Source organism: Tenacibaculum sp. AHE14PA (assembly GCF_019278465.1).
Taxonomy (GTDB): Bacteria; Bacteroidota; Bacteroidia; order Flavobacteriales; family Flavobacteriaceae; genus Polaribacter; species Polaribacter bernardetii.
On sequence record NZ_CP058983.1, the window covers coordinates 2,406,346 to 2,424,388 of the forward strand.

The 18,043-nt window shown below is 32.5% G+C and carries 16 protein-coding genes and 1 tRNA gene; 12 read left to right on the forward strand and 5 right to left on the reverse strand.

The features are described from left to right. Nucleotides 1–19 precede the first annotated feature (19 nt). From H0I30_RS11045 to H0I30_RS11065, 5 genes are all read right to left on the reverse strand, one after another. Entirely contained in the window at nt 20–727 is a 708-nt protein-coding gene (locus H0I30_RS11045; RefSeq protein WP_218771917.1) for a hypothetical protein, read from the reverse strand. A gap of 265 nt (nt 728–992) precedes the next feature. Next, complete coding sequence (locus H0I30_RS11050) at nt 993–1,265, reverse strand: succinylglutamate desuccinylase/aspartoacylase family protein (RefSeq protein ID WP_218773522.1); 273 nt, start codon at nt 1,263–1,265, stop codon at nt 993–995. Beyond that, nucleotides 1,184–1,633 carry a succinylglutamate desuccinylase/aspartoacylase family protein gene (locus H0I30_RS11055; RefSeq protein ID WP_218771918.1) on the reverse strand — a complete coding sequence of 150 codons (450 nt, stop codon included), beginning with the start codon at nt 1,631–1,633 and terminating at the stop codon, nt 1,184–1,186. The genes H0I30_RS11050 and H0I30_RS11055 overlap by 82 nt, the downstream gene beginning before the upstream one ends. Further along, nucleotides 1,615–1,896, reverse strand: coding sequence for a hypothetical protein (locus tag H0I30_RS11060; protein WP_218771919.1), 282 nt, complete (start codon nt 1,894–1,896; stop codon nt 1,615–1,617). The genes H0I30_RS11055 and H0I30_RS11060 overlap by 19 nt, the downstream gene beginning before the upstream one ends. Continuing rightward, on the reverse strand, nt 1,877–2,788 hold the full coding sequence (locus H0I30_RS11065) for a RimK family alpha-L-glutamate ligase (protein ID WP_218771920.1): 912 nt from the start codon (nt 2,786–2,788) through the stop codon (nt 1,877–1,879). The genes H0I30_RS11060 and H0I30_RS11065 overlap by 20 nt, the downstream gene beginning before the upstream one ends. Nucleotides 2,789–2,934: 146 nt before the next feature. On the opposite strand from H0I30_RS11065, the gene H0I30_RS11070 reads away from it, so the two are divergent. The 12 genes from H0I30_RS11070 (at nt 2,935) to H0I30_RS11125 (ending at nt 18,040) form a co-directional block, all read left to right on the forward strand. Beyond that, entirely contained in the window at nt 2,935–5,751 is a 2,817-nt protein-coding gene (locus H0I30_RS11070) for a glycosyl hydrolase (protein WP_218771921.1), read from the forward strand. Between the two features lie 56 nt (nt 5,752–5,807). Further along, nucleotides 5,808–6,020, forward strand: coding sequence for a zinc ribbon domain-containing protein (locus H0I30_RS11075; RefSeq protein WP_218771922.1), 213 nt, complete (start codon nt 5,808–5,810; stop codon nt 6,018–6,020). A 54-nt stretch (nt 6,021–6,074) separates the two neighbouring features. After that, nucleotides 6,075–6,437, forward strand: a complete 363-nt coding sequence (folB, locus tag H0I30_RS11080) for a dihydroneopterin aldolase (RefSeq protein ID WP_218771923.1) — start codon at nt 6,075–6,077, stop codon at nt 6,435–6,437. A 55-nt stretch (nt 6,438–6,492) separates the two neighbouring features. Further along, nucleotides 6,493–6,563, forward strand: a tRNA-Cys gene (locus tag H0I30_RS11085). A gap of 82 nt (nt 6,564–6,645) precedes the next feature. Further along, nucleotides 6,646–7,491 (forward strand): MBL fold metallo-hydrolase, encoded by an 846-nt coding sequence (locus H0I30_RS11090; RefSeq protein WP_218771924.1) that lies wholly within the window; start codon nt 6,646–6,648, stop codon nt 7,489–7,491. 10 nt (nt 7,492–7,501) lie between these two features. Next, nucleotides 7,502–9,145: a S8 family peptidase gene (locus H0I30_RS11095; protein WP_218771925.1), complete on the forward strand. Its 1,644-nt coding sequence runs from the start codon at nt 7,502–7,504 to the stop codon at nt 9,143–9,145. A 65-nt stretch (nt 9,146–9,210) separates the two neighbouring features. After that, nucleotides 9,211–9,615 carry a DUF2101 family protein gene (locus tag H0I30_RS11100; RefSeq protein ID WP_218771926.1) on the forward strand — a complete coding sequence of 135 codons (405 nt, stop codon included), beginning with the start codon at nt 9,211–9,213 and terminating at the stop codon, nt 9,613–9,615. A gap of 1 nt (nt 9,616) precedes the next feature. Further along, entirely contained in the window at nt 9,617–11,464 is a 1,848-nt protein-coding gene (locus H0I30_RS11105) for a M1 family metallopeptidase (protein ID WP_218771927.1), read from the forward strand. A 325-nt stretch (nt 11,465–11,789) separates the two neighbouring features. After that, nucleotides 11,790–13,478 carry a glutamine--tRNA ligase/YqeY domain fusion protein gene (locus H0I30_RS11110; RefSeq protein WP_218771928.1) on the forward strand — a complete coding sequence of 563 codons (1,689 nt, stop codon included), beginning with the start codon at nt 11,790–11,792 and terminating at the stop codon, nt 13,476–13,478. Nucleotides 13,479–13,702: 224 nt separating this feature from the next. After that, on the forward strand, nt 13,703–15,268 hold the full coding sequence (gene ricT / locus H0I30_RS11115) for a regulatory iron-sulfur-containing complex subunit RicT (protein ID WP_218771929.1): 1,566 nt from the start codon (nt 13,703–13,705) through the stop codon (nt 15,266–15,268). Continuing rightward, nucleotides 15,255–15,743, forward strand: a complete 489-nt coding sequence (locus H0I30_RS11120; protein WP_218771930.1) for a gliding motility lipoprotein GldH — start codon at nt 15,255–15,257, stop codon at nt 15,741–15,743. The genes ricT and H0I30_RS11120 overlap by 14 nt, the downstream gene beginning before the upstream one ends. Beyond that, the gene (locus tag H0I30_RS11125) at nt 15,743–18,040 is read left to right on the forward strand and encodes a transglycosylase domain-containing protein (protein WP_218771931.1); all 2,298 of its coding nucleotides are present in this window, start codon (nt 15,743–15,745) and stop codon (nt 18,038–18,040) included. The genes H0I30_RS11120 and H0I30_RS11125 overlap by 1 nt, the downstream gene beginning before the upstream one ends. The last annotated feature ends 3 nt before the right edge of the window (nt 18,041–18,043 follow it).

Sequence of the window (18,043 nt, forward strand, 5' to 3'; positions counted from 1 at the left end):
TTTTTATGGGAAGATATATTTAGCTTACATCACCTATTAATTTACCAACTAAATAGCCTACTCCAGCACCTACTCCAAGACCTACTACACCACAACAACTACCCCCTATAAGTCCGCCAATTATACCACCAGCAGTACCACAACTCATATATCCACTACCTGTAGGTCCAGACATAAAACAATCTCTATGCTCTAATCTATTCTTGTTTTCAGTTAAATAATCGTTTCTAAAATCATTTACAACACTTAACATACCCTGTTCTTTTACTGAAATTGTATTAAAAGGAATAAGACTTTCTACTTTTTGTATTTTATTTTCATCTAACATTTGAATGATTGCTTTTTCTGAAGGCTCGGAGATAGGAAAAGAAGATATAAAATCTTTAGTTAACCCTCCGTTTTTCTTTGCTTCTACAATAGTTTTTATAATGTTATTAGTAAATTCTACTGTCACTTTAGCTTTTTCTTCTTCAGAAAAATTTGTTAAATCAAGAAGCTCTTTTAACTTGTCTTGAGTAATAATATATTCAGAATTTTCATTTTTTGATAAAAAATCTTTTCCATTTATAAAGGAGTTAAATTGGTAGCTGGATAGAATTTTATTGGCATTAATTTTAGATTTTTTCGCATAATTAATTTCTTCATTACTAACTTTTTCATTTTCAGAAGTACAGTTTGAAAAACTCAATAAGAATAAAGCAAGTATTAAACTAATTTTTGTTTTCATAATTTTTAATTTATTTAAATTTTTGTGTTGATAACCAACCTCAAAAGTAATTTTGTGGTTTAAATATACTTTTTAAGTAAAAAGTAACATCACTTATTAAACAATAAGTGTTATGGTCATTAAAATTAAGAAAAAGTGTAAGCAATTTTTACAAAATTTCCTTCTCTTTCACTAGCTAGTGATATATATAATTGATTAATTTTTATAAATATACAGTAAATATATATATATGCAAATATTTCTTAACAAAAATTAAATCAGCTACTTAAGTTCTTCCTGTATGAAGTAAAGCATCTCCCATATTTATAATTGGAAAATTATTTTTTACAATTATATATCCATTTGTAGGTGCTTTTACAGTAAAATTAATTTCTCCGTAAGTGCCCATAATATGCCCTAAAATTTGACCTTTTTTAATATTAGAACCATTTTTTACTGTACAATTAAAAAGACCAGCTACTGTAGCTCGTATCCATTTTCTTTTATATAAATGAATTGATTTAGAGCTCTCAGGAGTATTAACATCCTTATTGATGATTTTAAAACACGAGGCTTACCATTTATTCCTAGTTGAGTAACATTTTCTTCTAAACGTAAAGATTCTCCACCTTCATAAACAATAACAAGAATGTTATTTTTATAACATTGATTTTTAAAAGATTTCGGTATCAATTTTGAGTTAAAAATTAAAGGAGTATTAAATACTTTTATTAATTCAAAACCTCTTGCATCTTCAGGTTTATATCTAATTTTTGGGAAATTATTTCGTTGTGAACCACCAGTATGAAAGTCGATTGCTAAATCTACATTATTAAGAAATTCTTTCATTAAGTAATACGCCATTCTGCTTGCCAGCGAACCTTTTTTTGATCGAGGAAAGCTTCTGTTTACACCTTTACCATGCATATCACGTGATAAATAAAAAAACCAAAAACGTTTAGTAAAGGAGTTACAATAACAGAAGCTCGATGTGTTTTATAAGACTTATCAATTAGCATTCTACTAACCAATTCAGCACTATTAATTTCATTACTATGTAAACTTCCTTGTGATAAAATAGTAGGTCCAGCTTCATTACCATTTAATATATAAATAGGAATTTCAATCTGAGTTTCCGTAGGTAGTCTATCAACTGGTATTTTAATGAGTTTAGATTTTCCTAAACTCATTTTTTGACCTCTTGTCCGAACAATTTTCTTCTAGAAATTTAATAATGGCTTTAGCGATATTATCTTTAGTATATGCTTCAATTCCTTGCAAACCTGGCGTTGAATTTACTTCAATTAGTAAAGAACCTCTTTTTGAACGAATTAAATCAACTCCCGTAACTGGTAAGCTTAAATATTGTGCAGCTTTTACAGCTATTTCTTTTTCTTCTTCAGATAAAGTTACTTTAAAACCGCTTCCGCCTTGGTGAATATTCGAGCGAAAATCATCTTCTAAGCCTTTTCGCTTCATAGATGAAACTACTTTATTGCCAACCACAAATGCGCGAATATCTTCGCTATTACTTTCTTGTATAAATTCTTGTAGCAAAATGTTTGCATTAGTACTATACATCGTGTCAATAATCGATTTTGCTGATTTTTTACTTTCAGCTAAAATAACACCAGCGCCATGCGTACCTTCTTGTAGTTTTATGATTATTGGCGCACCTCCTAACAAATCTATTTGTTCAGCTATATTTTCTGGGTTTACAGAAAACAACGTGTCAGGAATCGGAATGTTTTTTCGGTTCATGATCTGTAATGTGCGAACCTTATTTTGAGATTGTAAAATACCTAAAGATGTAGCTGTACTATATACGCCGTTTAGTTCAAATTCCTTAACAACTGCTGCACCATGACGTGTAGAAGAAGCTCCAATTCTTGGAATTATTACATCAGGAATGTCAATAATGTTTTCTCCGTTATAAATTATTTCAGGTTTCCCGTTTGTTAGTTTTATAGCACATTTTAAATGATTTATAACCCTAACATTATGTCCACGGCGACTAGCTTCTTTATATATTCTTTGCGTAGAATATATTTGATCGCTAACAGAAAGAATAAAAATAGTCATAGCATTGATGTTCTTAACATTACAAAGCTACTCTTTTTTTTGAGTGAAAAAAGGGAATTTTAAAAAGGCTAAAAATCAATATTTTGTTAATTTTTTTGATTTCGCATTTACTTGCAGTAATTTCATCACATCTAAACAAACAATAAATGAAAACCGTTTTTACCGTTTTTGTAGTCCTTTTTACATTGGCTACAGTAGCACAACAGCCTACCAAGGCGCAACAAACACAACAAGCATTAATCAAAAAAGAAGCTTTAACAAAAACATCTATTGTTAAAAATATTGCTTTTAAAAATATCGGACCAACGGTAATGAGTGGTCGTGTGGTTGATATTGATGTAAATCCAGAAAATACTACTGAATTTTATGTGGGTTACGCCTCTGGAGGATTGTGGTATACGAACAATAACGGAACAACATTTACACCTGTTTTAGATAGTTCGCCAACACAAAACATAGGTGATATTGCTGTTGATTGGAAAAACGGAACACTTTGGGTAGGAACAGGAGAAAATAATTCTTCTCGTTCTAGTTATGCAGGAATCGGAATTTTAAAATCTACGGATAAAGGTAAAACCTGGAAAAATGTTGGGTTGACAGATTCACATCATATCGGTAGAATAGTAATAAACCCTAAAAATCCAGATGAGGTAATAATTGGAGTAATCGGTCATTTATATTCATCAAATAATGAACGTGGAATTTTTAAAACCACCGATGGAGGTAAAACATGGAATAAAACCTTATTCATCAACGAAAACACAGGAATTATAGACGTGCAACCGGCACCAAATAATTTTAATATTTTATATGCCGCTGCTTGGGAACGCGAACGTAAAGCGTGGAATTTTGATGGAGACGGAAAAAACTCTGCAATCTACAAATCTATCGATTTAGGAAATTCTTGGGTCAAGATTTCTGATAATAATGGTTTTCCGAAAGGAGAAGGTGTCGGAAGAATTGGTTTAGCGGTTTTTAATGAAAATACGGTGTATGCGTTTCATGACAGTCAATTTCGAAGAGAAAAAACAGCCAAGAAAGAACAAAGTTCAAATGCTTTAACTAAAGAAGATTTTAAAACCATGACTGTGGATGCGTTTTTAATGTTGAAGGATAAAAAGCTGAACAGTTATTTAAAAATGAATGGTTTTCAAGAAAAATACCGTGCCGAAAATGTAAAACAAATGGTGCGTGCAGGCTCTGTAAAACCAATCGATTTAGCCAAGTATTTAGAAGATGCAAATACCTTATTATTTGACACACCTGTTATTGGAGCTGAGGTTTTTAAAACGACCAATGGCGGAAAATCATGGAAAAAAACACACGATGGTTATTTAGATGATTTATATTATTCTTACGGATATTATTTTGGTGAAATTAGAGTAGATCCGCAGGACGAAAACGGAATTTACGTATTAGGAGTACCAATTTTAAAATCGAAAGATGGCGGAAAAACATTTACCTCAATCAGCAAAGAAAACGTACATGCAGATCATCAGGCGTTGTGGGTAAATCCTAATAAACAAGGACATTTAGTAGAAGGAAATGACGGTGGTTTAAATATTTCTTATGATGATGGTGAAAGTTGGATAAAAGCAAATCAGCCAGCAGTAGGACAGTTTTATACGGTGTATGCTGATAATCAAAAAAACTATAAAGTATATGGTGGTTTGCAAGATAATGGGGTTTGGGTAGCAAACCACAATGCAAAAATTGATAAAGGTTGGAAGCAATCAGGTAAAAATCCGTACGAAAGTATAATGGGTGGAGACGGAATGCAAGTTGCGGTTGATGATCGCAATCCGAATATTGTTTATACGGGTTATCAGTTCGGAAATTATTACCGTATTGATAGAGCATCAGGAAGTCGGAAATATATTCAACCAAAACATACGTTGGGTGAAACTCCGTATCGTTTTAACTGGCAAACCCCAATTCAGTTATCAAAACATAATCAAGATATTTTATATTTAGGAGGAAATAAATTACACAGATCATTAGATAAAGGAGATACTTGGGAAGCAATTTCGGGTGATTTAACACAGGGCGGAAAAAAAGGGAATGTTGCATACGGAACATTAACATCAATATCTGAAAGTCCGTTTCAATTCGGATTGTTATATGTTGGTTCTGATGACGGATTGGTGCATGTTAGCAAAAACGGAGGCGGAAGTTGGGAAAAAACATCAAATACATTACCACAAAATTTATGGGTAAGTCGTGTAATTGCATCAAAACATAAAAAAGAAAGAGTGTATGTAACCTTAAACGGATATCGATTTGATGATTTTACAAGCTATGTGTATATGTCTGATGATTTTGGTAAAACCTGGAAAAATATTGGAGAATCTTTGCCAACATCACCAGTAAATGTAATAAAAGAAGATCCGAAGAAAGAAAATATTTTATACTTAGGAACCGATAATGGTTTGTATGTTTCTTTTGATAATGGTGCACAATGGCAACCTTTTAAAAACGGATTACCAAACGTAGCTGTACACGATTTAGTAATTCAGCCAACAGCAAAACATTTAATTGTAGCTACGCATGGTCGTAGTTTATATAAAGCTGATATTACTTCGTTGCAAGATTTTAAAAATGAAGCAACGGTGTTTTCAATCAAAAATATTAGAAAAAGAAATTCTTGGGGAAGCTCATGGAGTAAGTGGTTAAAACCGAATACTCCAGAAATTACGATTCCGTTTTACTCATCAGAAAGTAAAGAAGTTTCAGTAAAAATATTTTCAGAAACTATTTTAGTAAACACTATTAAAATGCAAGCAGAAAAAGGATTTAATGAAGTGGTTTATGATGCTTCCTTCTCTAAAAAAGGAAGAAAAACATATCTTAAAAAACATGAAGATAGTGTCATTAAAAAAGCTAAAAACGGTGTTTATTATTTACCTAAAGGAAAATATAAGGCGGTAATAAACGATAAAGAACAAGTTTTTGAAATAAAGTAAATTGTAACATTTGTTTGTTTTAATACTCTAATAAGTATAAACATAAAATAAAACAGATGAGTAAGCCATTAAATTATACCTGCCCGAAATGCAGTAACCACACCTATGAAGTAAGCGAAATGAGAGCAACAGGAGGTACGTTGTCTAAAATTTTTGATATTCAGAATAAAAAATTTACAAGCGTAACATGCCAACGATGTAGTTATACTGAGTTTTATAAAGCTAGTACGAGTGCGTTAAGTAATGTTTTTGACTTTTTTACAAGTTAAAGCAACTGACATAAGATAGTTGATTAATTAAGAAACATTGGTACTTTTGTGGCTATGGGAATTATACGTGTAAACAACATCCGATTATTTACAAACCACGGATGTTTAGAAGAAGAAGCTAAGATAGGCTCGGAATATAGAGTAGATATAGAGGTGAAAGCAGATTTGCAAAAATCGGCAAAAACAGATGAATTGGTTGATACTGTTGATTATGTACATTTAAATCATATTGTAAAAGAAGAAATGGCAATCCGATCTAAATTATTAGAACATGTTGCTCAGAGAATTATTGATAGAATTTTTAATGAGATACAACTGGTTGAAGAGGCGGAAGTTAGCGTAGCTAAAATCAATCCGCCAATTGGTGGTAATGTTGCAGAAGTAGTAATTGTATTAAAAGATGTGCGTAAAAGTTAAAAAAAGCTTGCGTTAAAAAATAAAAACTGTAAATTTGCAGTCCTAATTAATAAAAGGTGTCTTGGCCGAGTGGCTAGGCAATGGTTTGCAAAACCATGTACAGCGGTTCGAATCCGCTAGACACCTCAAAAAAAGCGTATCTTTTTAAGATGCGCTTTTTTGTTTTTCTTAACAAAAAAATTCGTTAAAAATCTGCATCTTTGTAGCTATGCGAATTTATCCAATAGAAACAGGAAACTTTAAATTAGACGGTGGCGCTATGTTTGGCGTGGTACCAAAAGCGATTTGGCAAAAAACAAATCCGGCAGACGATAAAAACATGATTTCAATGGGTATGCGCTGTATGCTTATTGAAGATGGAGATAGACTTACGTTGATAGATACCGGAATAGGAAACAAACAATCAGATAAATTTTTTGGATATTATTACATGTTTGGTGATTTTTCACTAGATGTATCACTTGCTAAATATGGTTTTCATAGAGATGATATTACAGATGTGTTTTTAACACACTTACATTTTGATCATTGCGGAGGTGTTATTCAATGGAATAACGACAGAACAGGTTTTATGCCTGCCTTTAAAAATGCGAAAGTTTGGAGTAATGAAAATCATTGGCAATGGGCAATTGAGCCTAACGCACGTGAAAAAGCATCTTTTTTAAAAGAAAACATACAGCCTATAAAAGAAAACGGACAGCTAAATTTCATCAATAAAAATAGCCAGAATCAAGTAGGTTTTGATGTATTGTTTATGGATGGTCATACCGAAAAACAAATGTTACCTAAAATTCAATATCAAGGGAAAACAGTTGTTTTTATGGCCGATTTATTACCAACCGCAGGTCATATTCCTTTACCTTACGTAATGGGTTATGATACACGACCGTTATTAACTTTACAGGAAAAAGAAATCTTTTTAAAAGAGGCTGCAGACAAAGAATTTTACTTGTTTTTAGAGCACGATGCTTACAACGAGTTAATAACAGTAAAGCACACCGAAAAAGGAGTGCGTTTAAATGAGAGTTATAATTTTACAGATATATTTAATTAAGAGAAACATTATGAGAATTTTAAAACCCGTATTTTACTCAGCAATTGCAATTACCTCTTTAGTAGGTTGTTCATCAGTAAGTAAAAAGGTAGTGCCAACCGGAAGTAACACAGTAGTTACTATGTCAGAGAAGAAAGCTGAATTAACAGCGTATGAAAAAGATAACTGGCATCATTTAGATTTAGCAACCGATTCTATTCCAGGAATGAGTGTTGATAAAGCATACGAATTCTTAAAAGGTAAAAAAGGTGTTGAAGTTGTTGTTGGAGTTGTAGATTCTGGTAGTGATTTAAAACATGAAGATTTAGTAGACGTTGCTTGGATAAACACTAAAGAAATTGCAGGAAACGGAATTGATGATGACAAAAACGGATACGTTGATGATATTAACGGATGGAACTTTTTAGGAAAATCGTATAAAGAGCATTTAGAATATGAACGTATTTTAATGAATCCATCAATTGCAGATGCAGAAACTTTAAAAGCGGTAAAAGCTTTACAAGAAACAAAAGTGGAGGCAGCAAAAAAGAATGAAGCGCGTTACGGACAAATGTTAGCTGGAGTAACAATGGCAGATGATGCTTTAGCAAAACACTTCGGAAAATCAGATTATACAAAAGAAGAAGTTTTAGCAATTAAAACAACAGATGCAGGTTTAAACCAAGCAGTAACAGGAGCTAAGCAAATGTATGGTTTCGGAATTGGCTCTTTAAGTGAAGCAAAAGAGCAATTAAGTAAATTAGTTAAAACGGCTTCAGATGTAGTTAGTGGAGCTAATTTAAAAACAGATTACCGTACAGTTGTAGGCGATAACGCATACGATATTAACGATAAACCTGGTTATGGAGATGCAAATACTGGACACTCTGAAGAAGGAGAAATCCACGGTACGCACGTAACAGGTATTATTGGTGCAACTCGTAACAATGATAAAGGTATGAACGGTGTTGCTACTAATGTAAAAATGATGGCTGTACGTTCGGTATCAGACGGAGATGAATATGATAAAGATGTTGCTATAGGTATTCGTTATGCGGTTGATAATGGTGCAAAAGTAATTAACACTAGTTTTGGTAAAGCTTTTTCACCAAATAAAGAATGGGTTTACGATGCAATTAAATATGCAGCTTCTAAAGATGTGTTAATTGTAAACGCAGCAGGAAATTCAGGAGAAAACATCGATGTAGATAAAACATTTCCAAACGATGCTCCAGATCAATTAACAGAGGTTTCTGATAATTTCTTAACGATTGGTGCAATGAGTGCTAATTATAATGAAAAATTACCTGCAGGTTTTTCAAACTATGGTAAAGTAAATGTAGATATTTTTGCTCCTGGAGTTCAAATACACTCAACTTTTCCTGATAACAAATATCAAAAAATTAGTGGAACATCAATGGCTTCTCCAGCAACAGCAGGTGTAGCGGCATTAATACGTTCTTACTATCCACAGTTATCTGCAAGCCAGGTAAAGCATATTATTATGAACTCTGGTACAAAGATCGATTTAATGGTTACAAAACCAGGATCTACATCTAGAGCAAATCCAGCAGGAGATTTAGTTCCTTTTGCAGATTTATCAGTTTCTGGTCGTATTGTAAATGCATACAATGCAGTTTTAATGGCTGACAGAATGGTAAACGGAAGAAAATAAAAACAGAATACTATTTAAAAAAAGAGCATTATTTTGATGCTCTTTTTTTGTTATAATAACAACCTATGCAGTTAGAGTTTGATAAACAAAAAGAGCGGTTAAAAATTAAAGATGAGGTGCCATCTCATTCGAAATTAGTAATCGTATTAATGTTAGTTAATGCGCTTAATATGGGTGTTCAGTTGTTTTCGATGCGTTATTATAAAAACGAATTTCTTTTTATTTTGATGCTTTTATTGGCAATAGTATCAGTAGTTGCAGTGTTTTTTTATCTCTTTAAAAGATCTTGGAAAACCAATTACAATCTTTCAGAAATTGAAGGGTTAGAGGTTAAGAAAGTTTTAGGAAGAGAACGTGTGTTTTTAAAATTACACAACGGAAAAAAACGCAGCTTTACGATACTTAAAAATGAAAACGAATTAAATAACTTAAAAAACACCCTAACCACAATAGGAATTAAATCAATTTAATATGAAAAAAATAATTTTAGGACTTTCATTATTATCGATAGTTTCTTGTGCTTCTACTAGCACAACAAACAACAGTACAGTAAAGTCGTCAGTAAATAAATCAACAAATCAAAATTATTGGCAACAACATGTTGATTATACAATGGATATTGATATGGATGTAAAGACATTTCAATATAAAGGAACACAGAAATTGGTGTATACAAACAATTCACCAGATGTTTTAGATAAAGTGTTTTATCACTTGTATTTTAATGCATTTCAGCCAAATTCTCAAATGGATGTTCGTTCGAGAAACATTAAAGATCCGAGTAGTAAAATTGCAGATAAAATTGTAAAATTATCTCCTTCTGAAATAGGATACATCAAGGTAAACTCATTAAAACAAAACGGAACTGTTGTTAAGCATGAAACTGTTGGTACTATATTAGAAGTTACTTTAAGCAAAGCTATTCAACCAGGAGAAAGTGTAACTTTCGATATGATTTTTGATGCACAGGTACCAAATCAAATTCGTCGTTCAGGGCGTAATAATGCAGAAGGAGTTGCTTTGTCTATGGCGCAGTGGTATCCTAAAATGGCCGAATATGATTTTGAAGGATGGCATACGCCACCTTACTTAGGTCGTGAATATCATGGTGTTTGGGGTAATTTTGAAGTTACTTTACACATTGATAAAAACTACGTAGTTGGTGGTACAGGATATTTACAAAATGCACAAGAAGTTGGGCATGGTTATGAAAACAAAAAGGAAGCTTTAAATATTCCGTCAGGAGAAAAGTTAACTTGGAATTTTACAGCCCCAAACGTACACGATTTTACTTGGGCTGCAGATCCAGAATATAAGCACGATATGTTAACGATGGATAACGGTATCGATTTACATTTCTTATACAAGAAAACATTAGACGCTAAATATTTAGAAAGCTGGAAAAAGCTACAGCCTAAAACAGCTGAATTAATGACTTACTTCAGTGAGAATATAGGGCAATATCCATATAAACAATATTCAGTTATTCAAGGAGGTGATGGCGGAATGGAATACGCTATGAGTACTTTAATTACAGGAAAACGTAGTTGGGGAAGTTTATTTGGTGTTACCTCTCATGAAATGGCACATACTTGGTTTCAGTTTTTATTAGCAACAAACGAAAGTAAACATCCTTGGATGGATGAAGGATTCACATCTTACATTTCTAACAAAGCAGAAAATGAAATTTCTGGTAAAAATGTAGAAAATCCACATGCAGGTTCTTATAGAGGTTATAATTATGTGGTAAAAAACAACATAGAAGAGCCATTAACTACACATGCAGATAGATATCATACAAATACTGCATATGGAGTAGCGAGTTATTCTAAAGGAAATATTTTCTTATCACAATTAGAATATATTATCGGAGAAGAGAATGTAGCTAAAACATTAAAAAAATATTTTAACGATTTCTCTTTTAAGCATCCAACGCCAAACGATATTAAAAGAACTGCTGAAAAAGTTTCAGGAATTCATTTAGATTGGTATTTAAACGAATGGACACAAACCATACATACGATTGATTATGGTGTAAAAGCTGTTTCTGGTAAAGATGTTACCTTAGAGAGAATTGGTCAAATGCCAATGCCTATAGATGTTGAGGTTACTTATGTTGATGGAAGCAAAGAAGCGTTTAATATTCCTTTACGTATGATGCGTGGCGAAAAACCAACCAAGGCAACTAAAATTGCAGATTGGACGTTTGCACACCCAACATATACATTTACAACTTCAAAAGAAGTGAAATCTGTACAAATTGATCCGTCAAAATTAATGGCAGACATCAATCAAGAAAATAACTCGTTCGGAAAATAATAAGTAGTACAAAAGGTAAATTTAACCTGTTGCCTATTTTTAGGTATTAAAATTTACGAACTGTCAGTTCGAGTGATTTTAAGAAGTGCTAACGGAATAAAATTGTATCGAGAACCAGTTTTGTTATAAGAATCTATAACAAATTCTGGTTAACGAATTGTAATTTTTAACGTTATTCTAAATTTATTTCAGAATCACATCATACGGATTGATAGTTATTTAACGAAAGATATTTAGATTGAAAGCGAAAACTCTATAAAGGGTTTTCGCTTTTCTTTTTTTGGATAAAATTTTCCGTAATTTTGCACTTCAATTTCAACAGAAGATGTCAGAAGAAAAAAAATCATTGAATTTTTTAGAACAAATTATTGAAGAGGATATTGCAAACGGATTGCCAAAAGAGAATTTACGTTTTCGTTTTCCGCCAGAACCTAACGGATATTTACATATCGGTCACACAAAAGCTATCGGAATTAGCTTTGGTTTAGGTGAAAAATACAATGCGCCAGTAAACTTACGTTTTGATGATACAAACCCTGCTAAAGAAGAGCAAGAGTATGTAGATGCTATTAAAGAAGATGTTACTTGGTTAGGGTATAAATGGGCAAATGAATTGTACTCATCTGATTACTTTCAGCAATTATACGATTGGGCTGTTTTATTAATAAAAGATGGTAAAGCGTATGTCGATAGTCAATCTTCTGAAGAAATGCGCGCTCAAAAAGGAACACCAACAAAGGTTGGAACAAATAGTCCTTTTAGAAGCAGATCTGTTGAAGAAAATTTAGATTTATTTAGCCGAATGAAAGCTGGTGAATTTGAAGAAGGAACGCATGTTTTAAGAGCTAAAATAGATATGGAATCGCCTAATATGTTATTACGTGATCCGTTAATGTATCGTATTTTAAAGAAAACACACCACAGAACAGGAAACGATTGGGTTATTTACCCAATGTATGATTGGACGCATGGTGAGAGTGATTATTTAGAGCAGATTTCACATTCTTTATGTTCTTTAGAATTTAAACCTCATAGAGAATTATACAACTGGTTTCGCGACAATGTTTACGAATACAGTAAAACCGAATTACCAAATCCGCCAAAGCAACGCGAGTTTTCTCGTTTAAACTTAAGCTATACTATTATGAGTAAGCGTAAGTTGTTAACATTGGTAGAAAAAGGAATTGTAAATGGATGGGATGATCCAAGAATGCCAACAATTTCTGGATTAAGAAGACGTGGTTACACACCAGCATCAATCCGTAATTTTATAGAAACTGTTGGAGTATCAAAAAGAGAAAATATTATTGATGTTTCGCTGTTAGAGTTTAAGATTCGAGAAGATTTAAACAAAACAGCAAACAGGGTTATGGGAGTTTTAGATCCTGTAAAAGTAATTATAGATAATTATCCTGAAGATAAAGAAGAGATTTTAATTGCAGAAAACAATCCTGAGGATGAAAATTCTGGCACAAGAATTATTCCTTTCGCAAGAGAAATTTATATCGAAAGAGAAGATTTTAGAGAGGAAGCAAATAAGAAGTTTTTTAGATTAAAATTAGGAAAAGAAGTTCGTTTAAAAAATGCTTATTTTATTACTGCAACAAGTTGTGAAAAAGATGAAAACGGAGAAATTACGGTAATTCACTGTACATATGACCCGAAAACAAAATCGGGAAGTGATACAGAAGAAAGCAAGCGAAAAGTAAAAGGAACCTTACATTGGGTATCTGTAAAACACGCTGTAAAAGCTGAGGTAAGAGCATACGATCGTTTGTTTTTAGATGAAGCTCCAGATAACCATAAAGACAAAGATTTTATGGAATTTGTGAATCCTAATTCATTAGAAAAAATTACTGCTTTTGTAGAACCAAGTTTACAAACAGCAAAAATAGGGCAACAATTTCAGTTTCAACGTTTAGGATATTTTAATGTAGATGATGATTCTACTACCGAAAATTTAGTATTTAATAAAACAGTTGGTTTACGAGATAACTGGGCAAAAAAGAACTAAATAGAAATAATATTTTTAATTAAAACACCTCAAAGTTTCATAAAACTTCGAGGTGTTTTTTTATAAGTCAAATCCATTTTTAATTTTCGATAGAATATGTATCTTTACTGATTAAGGGAGGTTAGAATAAAAAAGTTTATCTAGCTGAAAATCAATAATAAAAAGTGTTTTTTGATACTGGGATAATTCAGATTTAAAAAACGCTTGTAAAAATATACTATATTATGAGTTGTAACAGTTGTTCAACCAGTAAAGACGGCGTACCAAACGGATGCAAAAGCAATGGAAATTGTGCCTCTGGTACCTGTGGAAGTGGAAATAAATTGGCCGTTTTTGATTGGCTGTCGAATATGACTTTACCTACAGGTGAAGCTCCATTTAATATTTTTGAAGTTCGATTTAAAAACGGACGAAAGCATTTTTATAAAAACACCGAGAAATTAACAGTTTCGATGGGTGATGTTGTGGCAGTTGAAGGATCATCTGGTCACGATATTGGTATTGTTGCGTTGGCAGGAGAGCTAGTTAAAGTTCAAATGAAGAAGCGAAAAGTTTCTGAGAATAGTGAAGATGTTAAAAAGATTTACAGAAAAGCTACTCAAAAGGATATTGATATTTGGCATACAGCCAGAGATAGAGAACAAGAAACTCAGCGAAAAGGAAGAGAGATTATTAGCCGTTTAGGGTTAAAAATGAAACTTTCAGATGTAGAGTATCAAGGAGACGGAACCAAAGCAACTTTTTATTATACAGCCGATGAACGTGTAGATTTTCGTCAGTTAATTAGAGATTTAGCAGGAACTTTTTCTATTCGTGTAGAAATGAAACAAGTTGGTATGCGCCAAGAAGCAGCACGTTTAGGAGGTGTTGGTTCATGTGGTAGAGAGCTTTGTTGCTCTACTTGGTTAACTGATTTTAGAAAAGTAAATACCGCGGCAGCACGTTATCAGCAGTTATCACTAAATCCGTTAAAGTTAGCAGGGCAATGTGGTAAATTAAAGTGTTGTTTAAATTTTGAGCTAGATACGTATTTGGATGCTTTACAAAGTTTTCCGAAACAAGATAAAATACTAAAAACTGAAAAAGGAGATGCCGTTTTTGTTAAGATGGATATCTTTAAAAAAATACTTTGGTATACCTATAAGCATGAAAGTTTTAAGTGGTTTCAATTATCATTAGAGCAAGTTCAAGAAATTATTGAATTGAATAAAAATAATGAACTGGCTTTACCGTTAGATGAATATGAATTAGAAATAGTTACAGAAACTGTTGTTGATTTTGAAAATGTTGTAGGACAAGATAGTTTAACTCGTTTTGATGCGCCAAAGAAATCGCGTAACAATAGACGAAAAACAAGAAAACCTTTAAATAAAAAAGAGACAGTTAAACCTGCTGATGCAGGACCAAAAAGGAGACCTCAGAGAAAACCAGTAAGTAAAACTGATGATAATTCTGCAGCTACACCTAGGCCTAGAAGAAAACCTCAAAGGAAGCCAGTAAACAAAGTTGAAGGAGCTAAACCGTCTGAAGTTAGCCCAAATAGAAAACCTCAAAAAAGGAGACCGATAAATAAAGAAGCGAATAAGAGTGCAGATAAAGAGGGGATTGATAATAGGAAACCAAAACCAAGAAATAATCCTAGAAGCAATAAGTCAAAAACAGAAAAAGTACAAGGCGATAAAAATATTAAGCCAGAAAATAAGAAGCCAAACGCTCCGAAAAGACGAAGCAATAATCAAAGAAGAAAGAAGCCTAACGAAAACACGGACAATAAAAATGAAAAAGAATAGTTTACTAATACTTTTTTTAACAGTTTTTACAATTGTATCATGTGATTCAGATAGAATATATGATGAGTATATAACGTTGCCTGAAAGTTCGTGGAATAAGAGCAATGCTGTTACTTTTAATTTCTCGGTAAAAGATTCTATAAACAAGAAAAATCTTTTTATAAACCTTAGAAATAATAATGAATATAATTACAGTAATTTGTTTTTAATCGCTCAAATTAACTTTCCAGACGGTCAAATAATTATAGATACGTTAGAGTATGATATGGCAGATGTTTCCGGTAAGTTTTTGGGGGAAGGATTTTCTACAATTAAAGAAAATAAACTTTTTTATAAAGAAAATATAATATTTCCTAATACAGGAGATTATATATTTAAAGTTAAACAAGCCATGAGAAAAAATGGCAATATTGAAGGGATTGAAGAACTTGAAGGAATATCTCAAGTAGGATTTAGAATTGAAAAAACACAGTAATGACAAAGAAAAAAACAATTAATTTTAGTACATATATCAAATGGTTTTGGGGCATTATATTAGGAGGGTTCCTTTTAATATGTCTATTGTTTTTATTAGCTTCTTGGGGTGTTTTTGGAGATTTACCATCTTTTGCAGAATTAGAAAACCCTAAAAGTGATTTAGCAACAGAAGTTATTTCAGCTGACGGAAAAACATTAGGAAAGTATTATGTTAAAGCAAACAGAACACCTATAAAATATAAAGATTTACCTCCAATTTTATTGAAAGCTTTAATAGCTACCGAAGATGAACGTTTTTATGAACATTCAGGTATTGATTTTAGAGGATTGGCAAGAGCAGTATCTAAATTAGGAACCGAAGGGGGAGCAAGTACAATTACCCAACAGTTGGCTAAAAACCTATTTAATCAAGGAGGTACAAGTAATAAGTTAGTAAGACTTACTCAAAAATTAAAAGAATGGGTAGTTGCGGTAAAATTAGAGCGTCAATACACTAAAGAAGAAATAGCAACCATGTATTTAAACACACAGGGTTTTCTTTTTAATGCAACAGGTATTCGTTCTGCGGCACGTATTTATTTTGGCAAAGAACCTAGAGAGTTAGATGTGCAAGAGGCCGCTATTTTAGTTGCAATGTTAAAAAATCCGAGGCAATACAATCCGCATAGAGAACGCTCTAAAGAAAAATCATTAGGACGAAGAAATACGGTATTTTCTCAAATGGAAAAAAATGGAGTTATAACCGAAGAAGAAAAAGATTCGCTACAAAAAACACCTTTAAGAATAAATTTCACTCCAGAAAGTCATAGCGACGGGTTAGCTACTTATTTTAGAGAAAACCTAAAACAACGCTTAAAAAAATGGGCTAAAGAAAACCCGAAAGACAATGGCGAGGCTTATAATATTTATAAAGACGGATTAAAAGTATATGTGACTATAGATTCTCGTATGCAGAAATATGCCGAAGAGGCAAGTAGAGAGCATATGTCTAATTTGCAATCTTATTTCTTTGAGGAGCAAAAAAGAAATAAAACAGCACCTTTTTATGATTTAGATAAAAAAGAGATTTTAAATAATATGAAACGTGCTAAGCGAAGATCTGTTCGTTATAAACGCATGAAAATTAATGGAAAATCAGAAAAAGAAATTGAAAAATCTTTTAATACAGATGTTGATATGCGCGTATTTTCTTGGAAAGGAGATCGTGATACGGTAATGACACCATATGATTCTATACGTTATTATAAACACTTTTTACGTTCAGGTTTAGTATCTATCGAGCCTCAAACAGGTCATATTAAAGCTTGGGTAGGCGGTATTAGCAATAAATATTTTAAATACGATGCTGTAGAGCAACAAAAAAGACAAGTAGGTTCTACTTTTAAACCATTTGTATATGCAACTGCTATTAATCAGTTAAAAATGTCTCCTTGCGATCAATTACCAAACATTTTATATACAATACCGAAAGAAAAATATGGAATGCCTAAAGATTGGACACCAGAAAATACAAGTCCAGATTATGGAGAAATGGTAACGTTAAAACAAGGTTTAGCAGGGTCTTTAAACACTATTTCAGCACAATTAATAGACAAAGTATCTCCTGTTAACGTAGCGCGTTTAGCCGAATCAGCAGGTATAACAACAAAAATTGAGGCAAATCCATCAATAGCATTAGGAGCGATAGATTTATCGTTAATAGAAATGGTAAGTGCGTATTCTACTTTTGCAAACAAAGGCTTACGTGTTAGTCCGATGATGATTACTCGTATCGAAGATAAAAACGGAACAGTTTTAGAAGAATTTATTCCAGAAACAAAAGAAGTTTTAAGTGAAGAGTCATCGTATGTAATTTTAGATTTAATGAAAGGTGTAACAACAGGCGGGTCAGGTATTCGTTTGTGGTCAGCAGGAAAAAGGCCTGGTTATATTACTGGTCACCCATATAACTTAAAAAACCCAATTGCAGGAAAAACAGGAACAACTCAAAACCAGTCTGATGGATGGTTTATGGGAATCGTGCCTAATTTAGTTACAGGTGTTTGGACAGGAGGTGAAGATAGAGCAACACATTTTGCAGGAATAGCAAAAGGACAAGGAGCAGCAATGTCTTTGCCAACATGGGCATTATTTATGAAAAAATGTTATGCTGATGAAAGTTTAAATATAAGTCAGGAAGATTTTGAAAAACCTTCAGAAGCGCTTTCTATCAATGTTAATTGTGATGAGGTAAAAGAGGAAGATGTTAAAGAAGGTGAGGAAATAAAGGTAGAAGAAGGCGATACTGATTTTTAACGA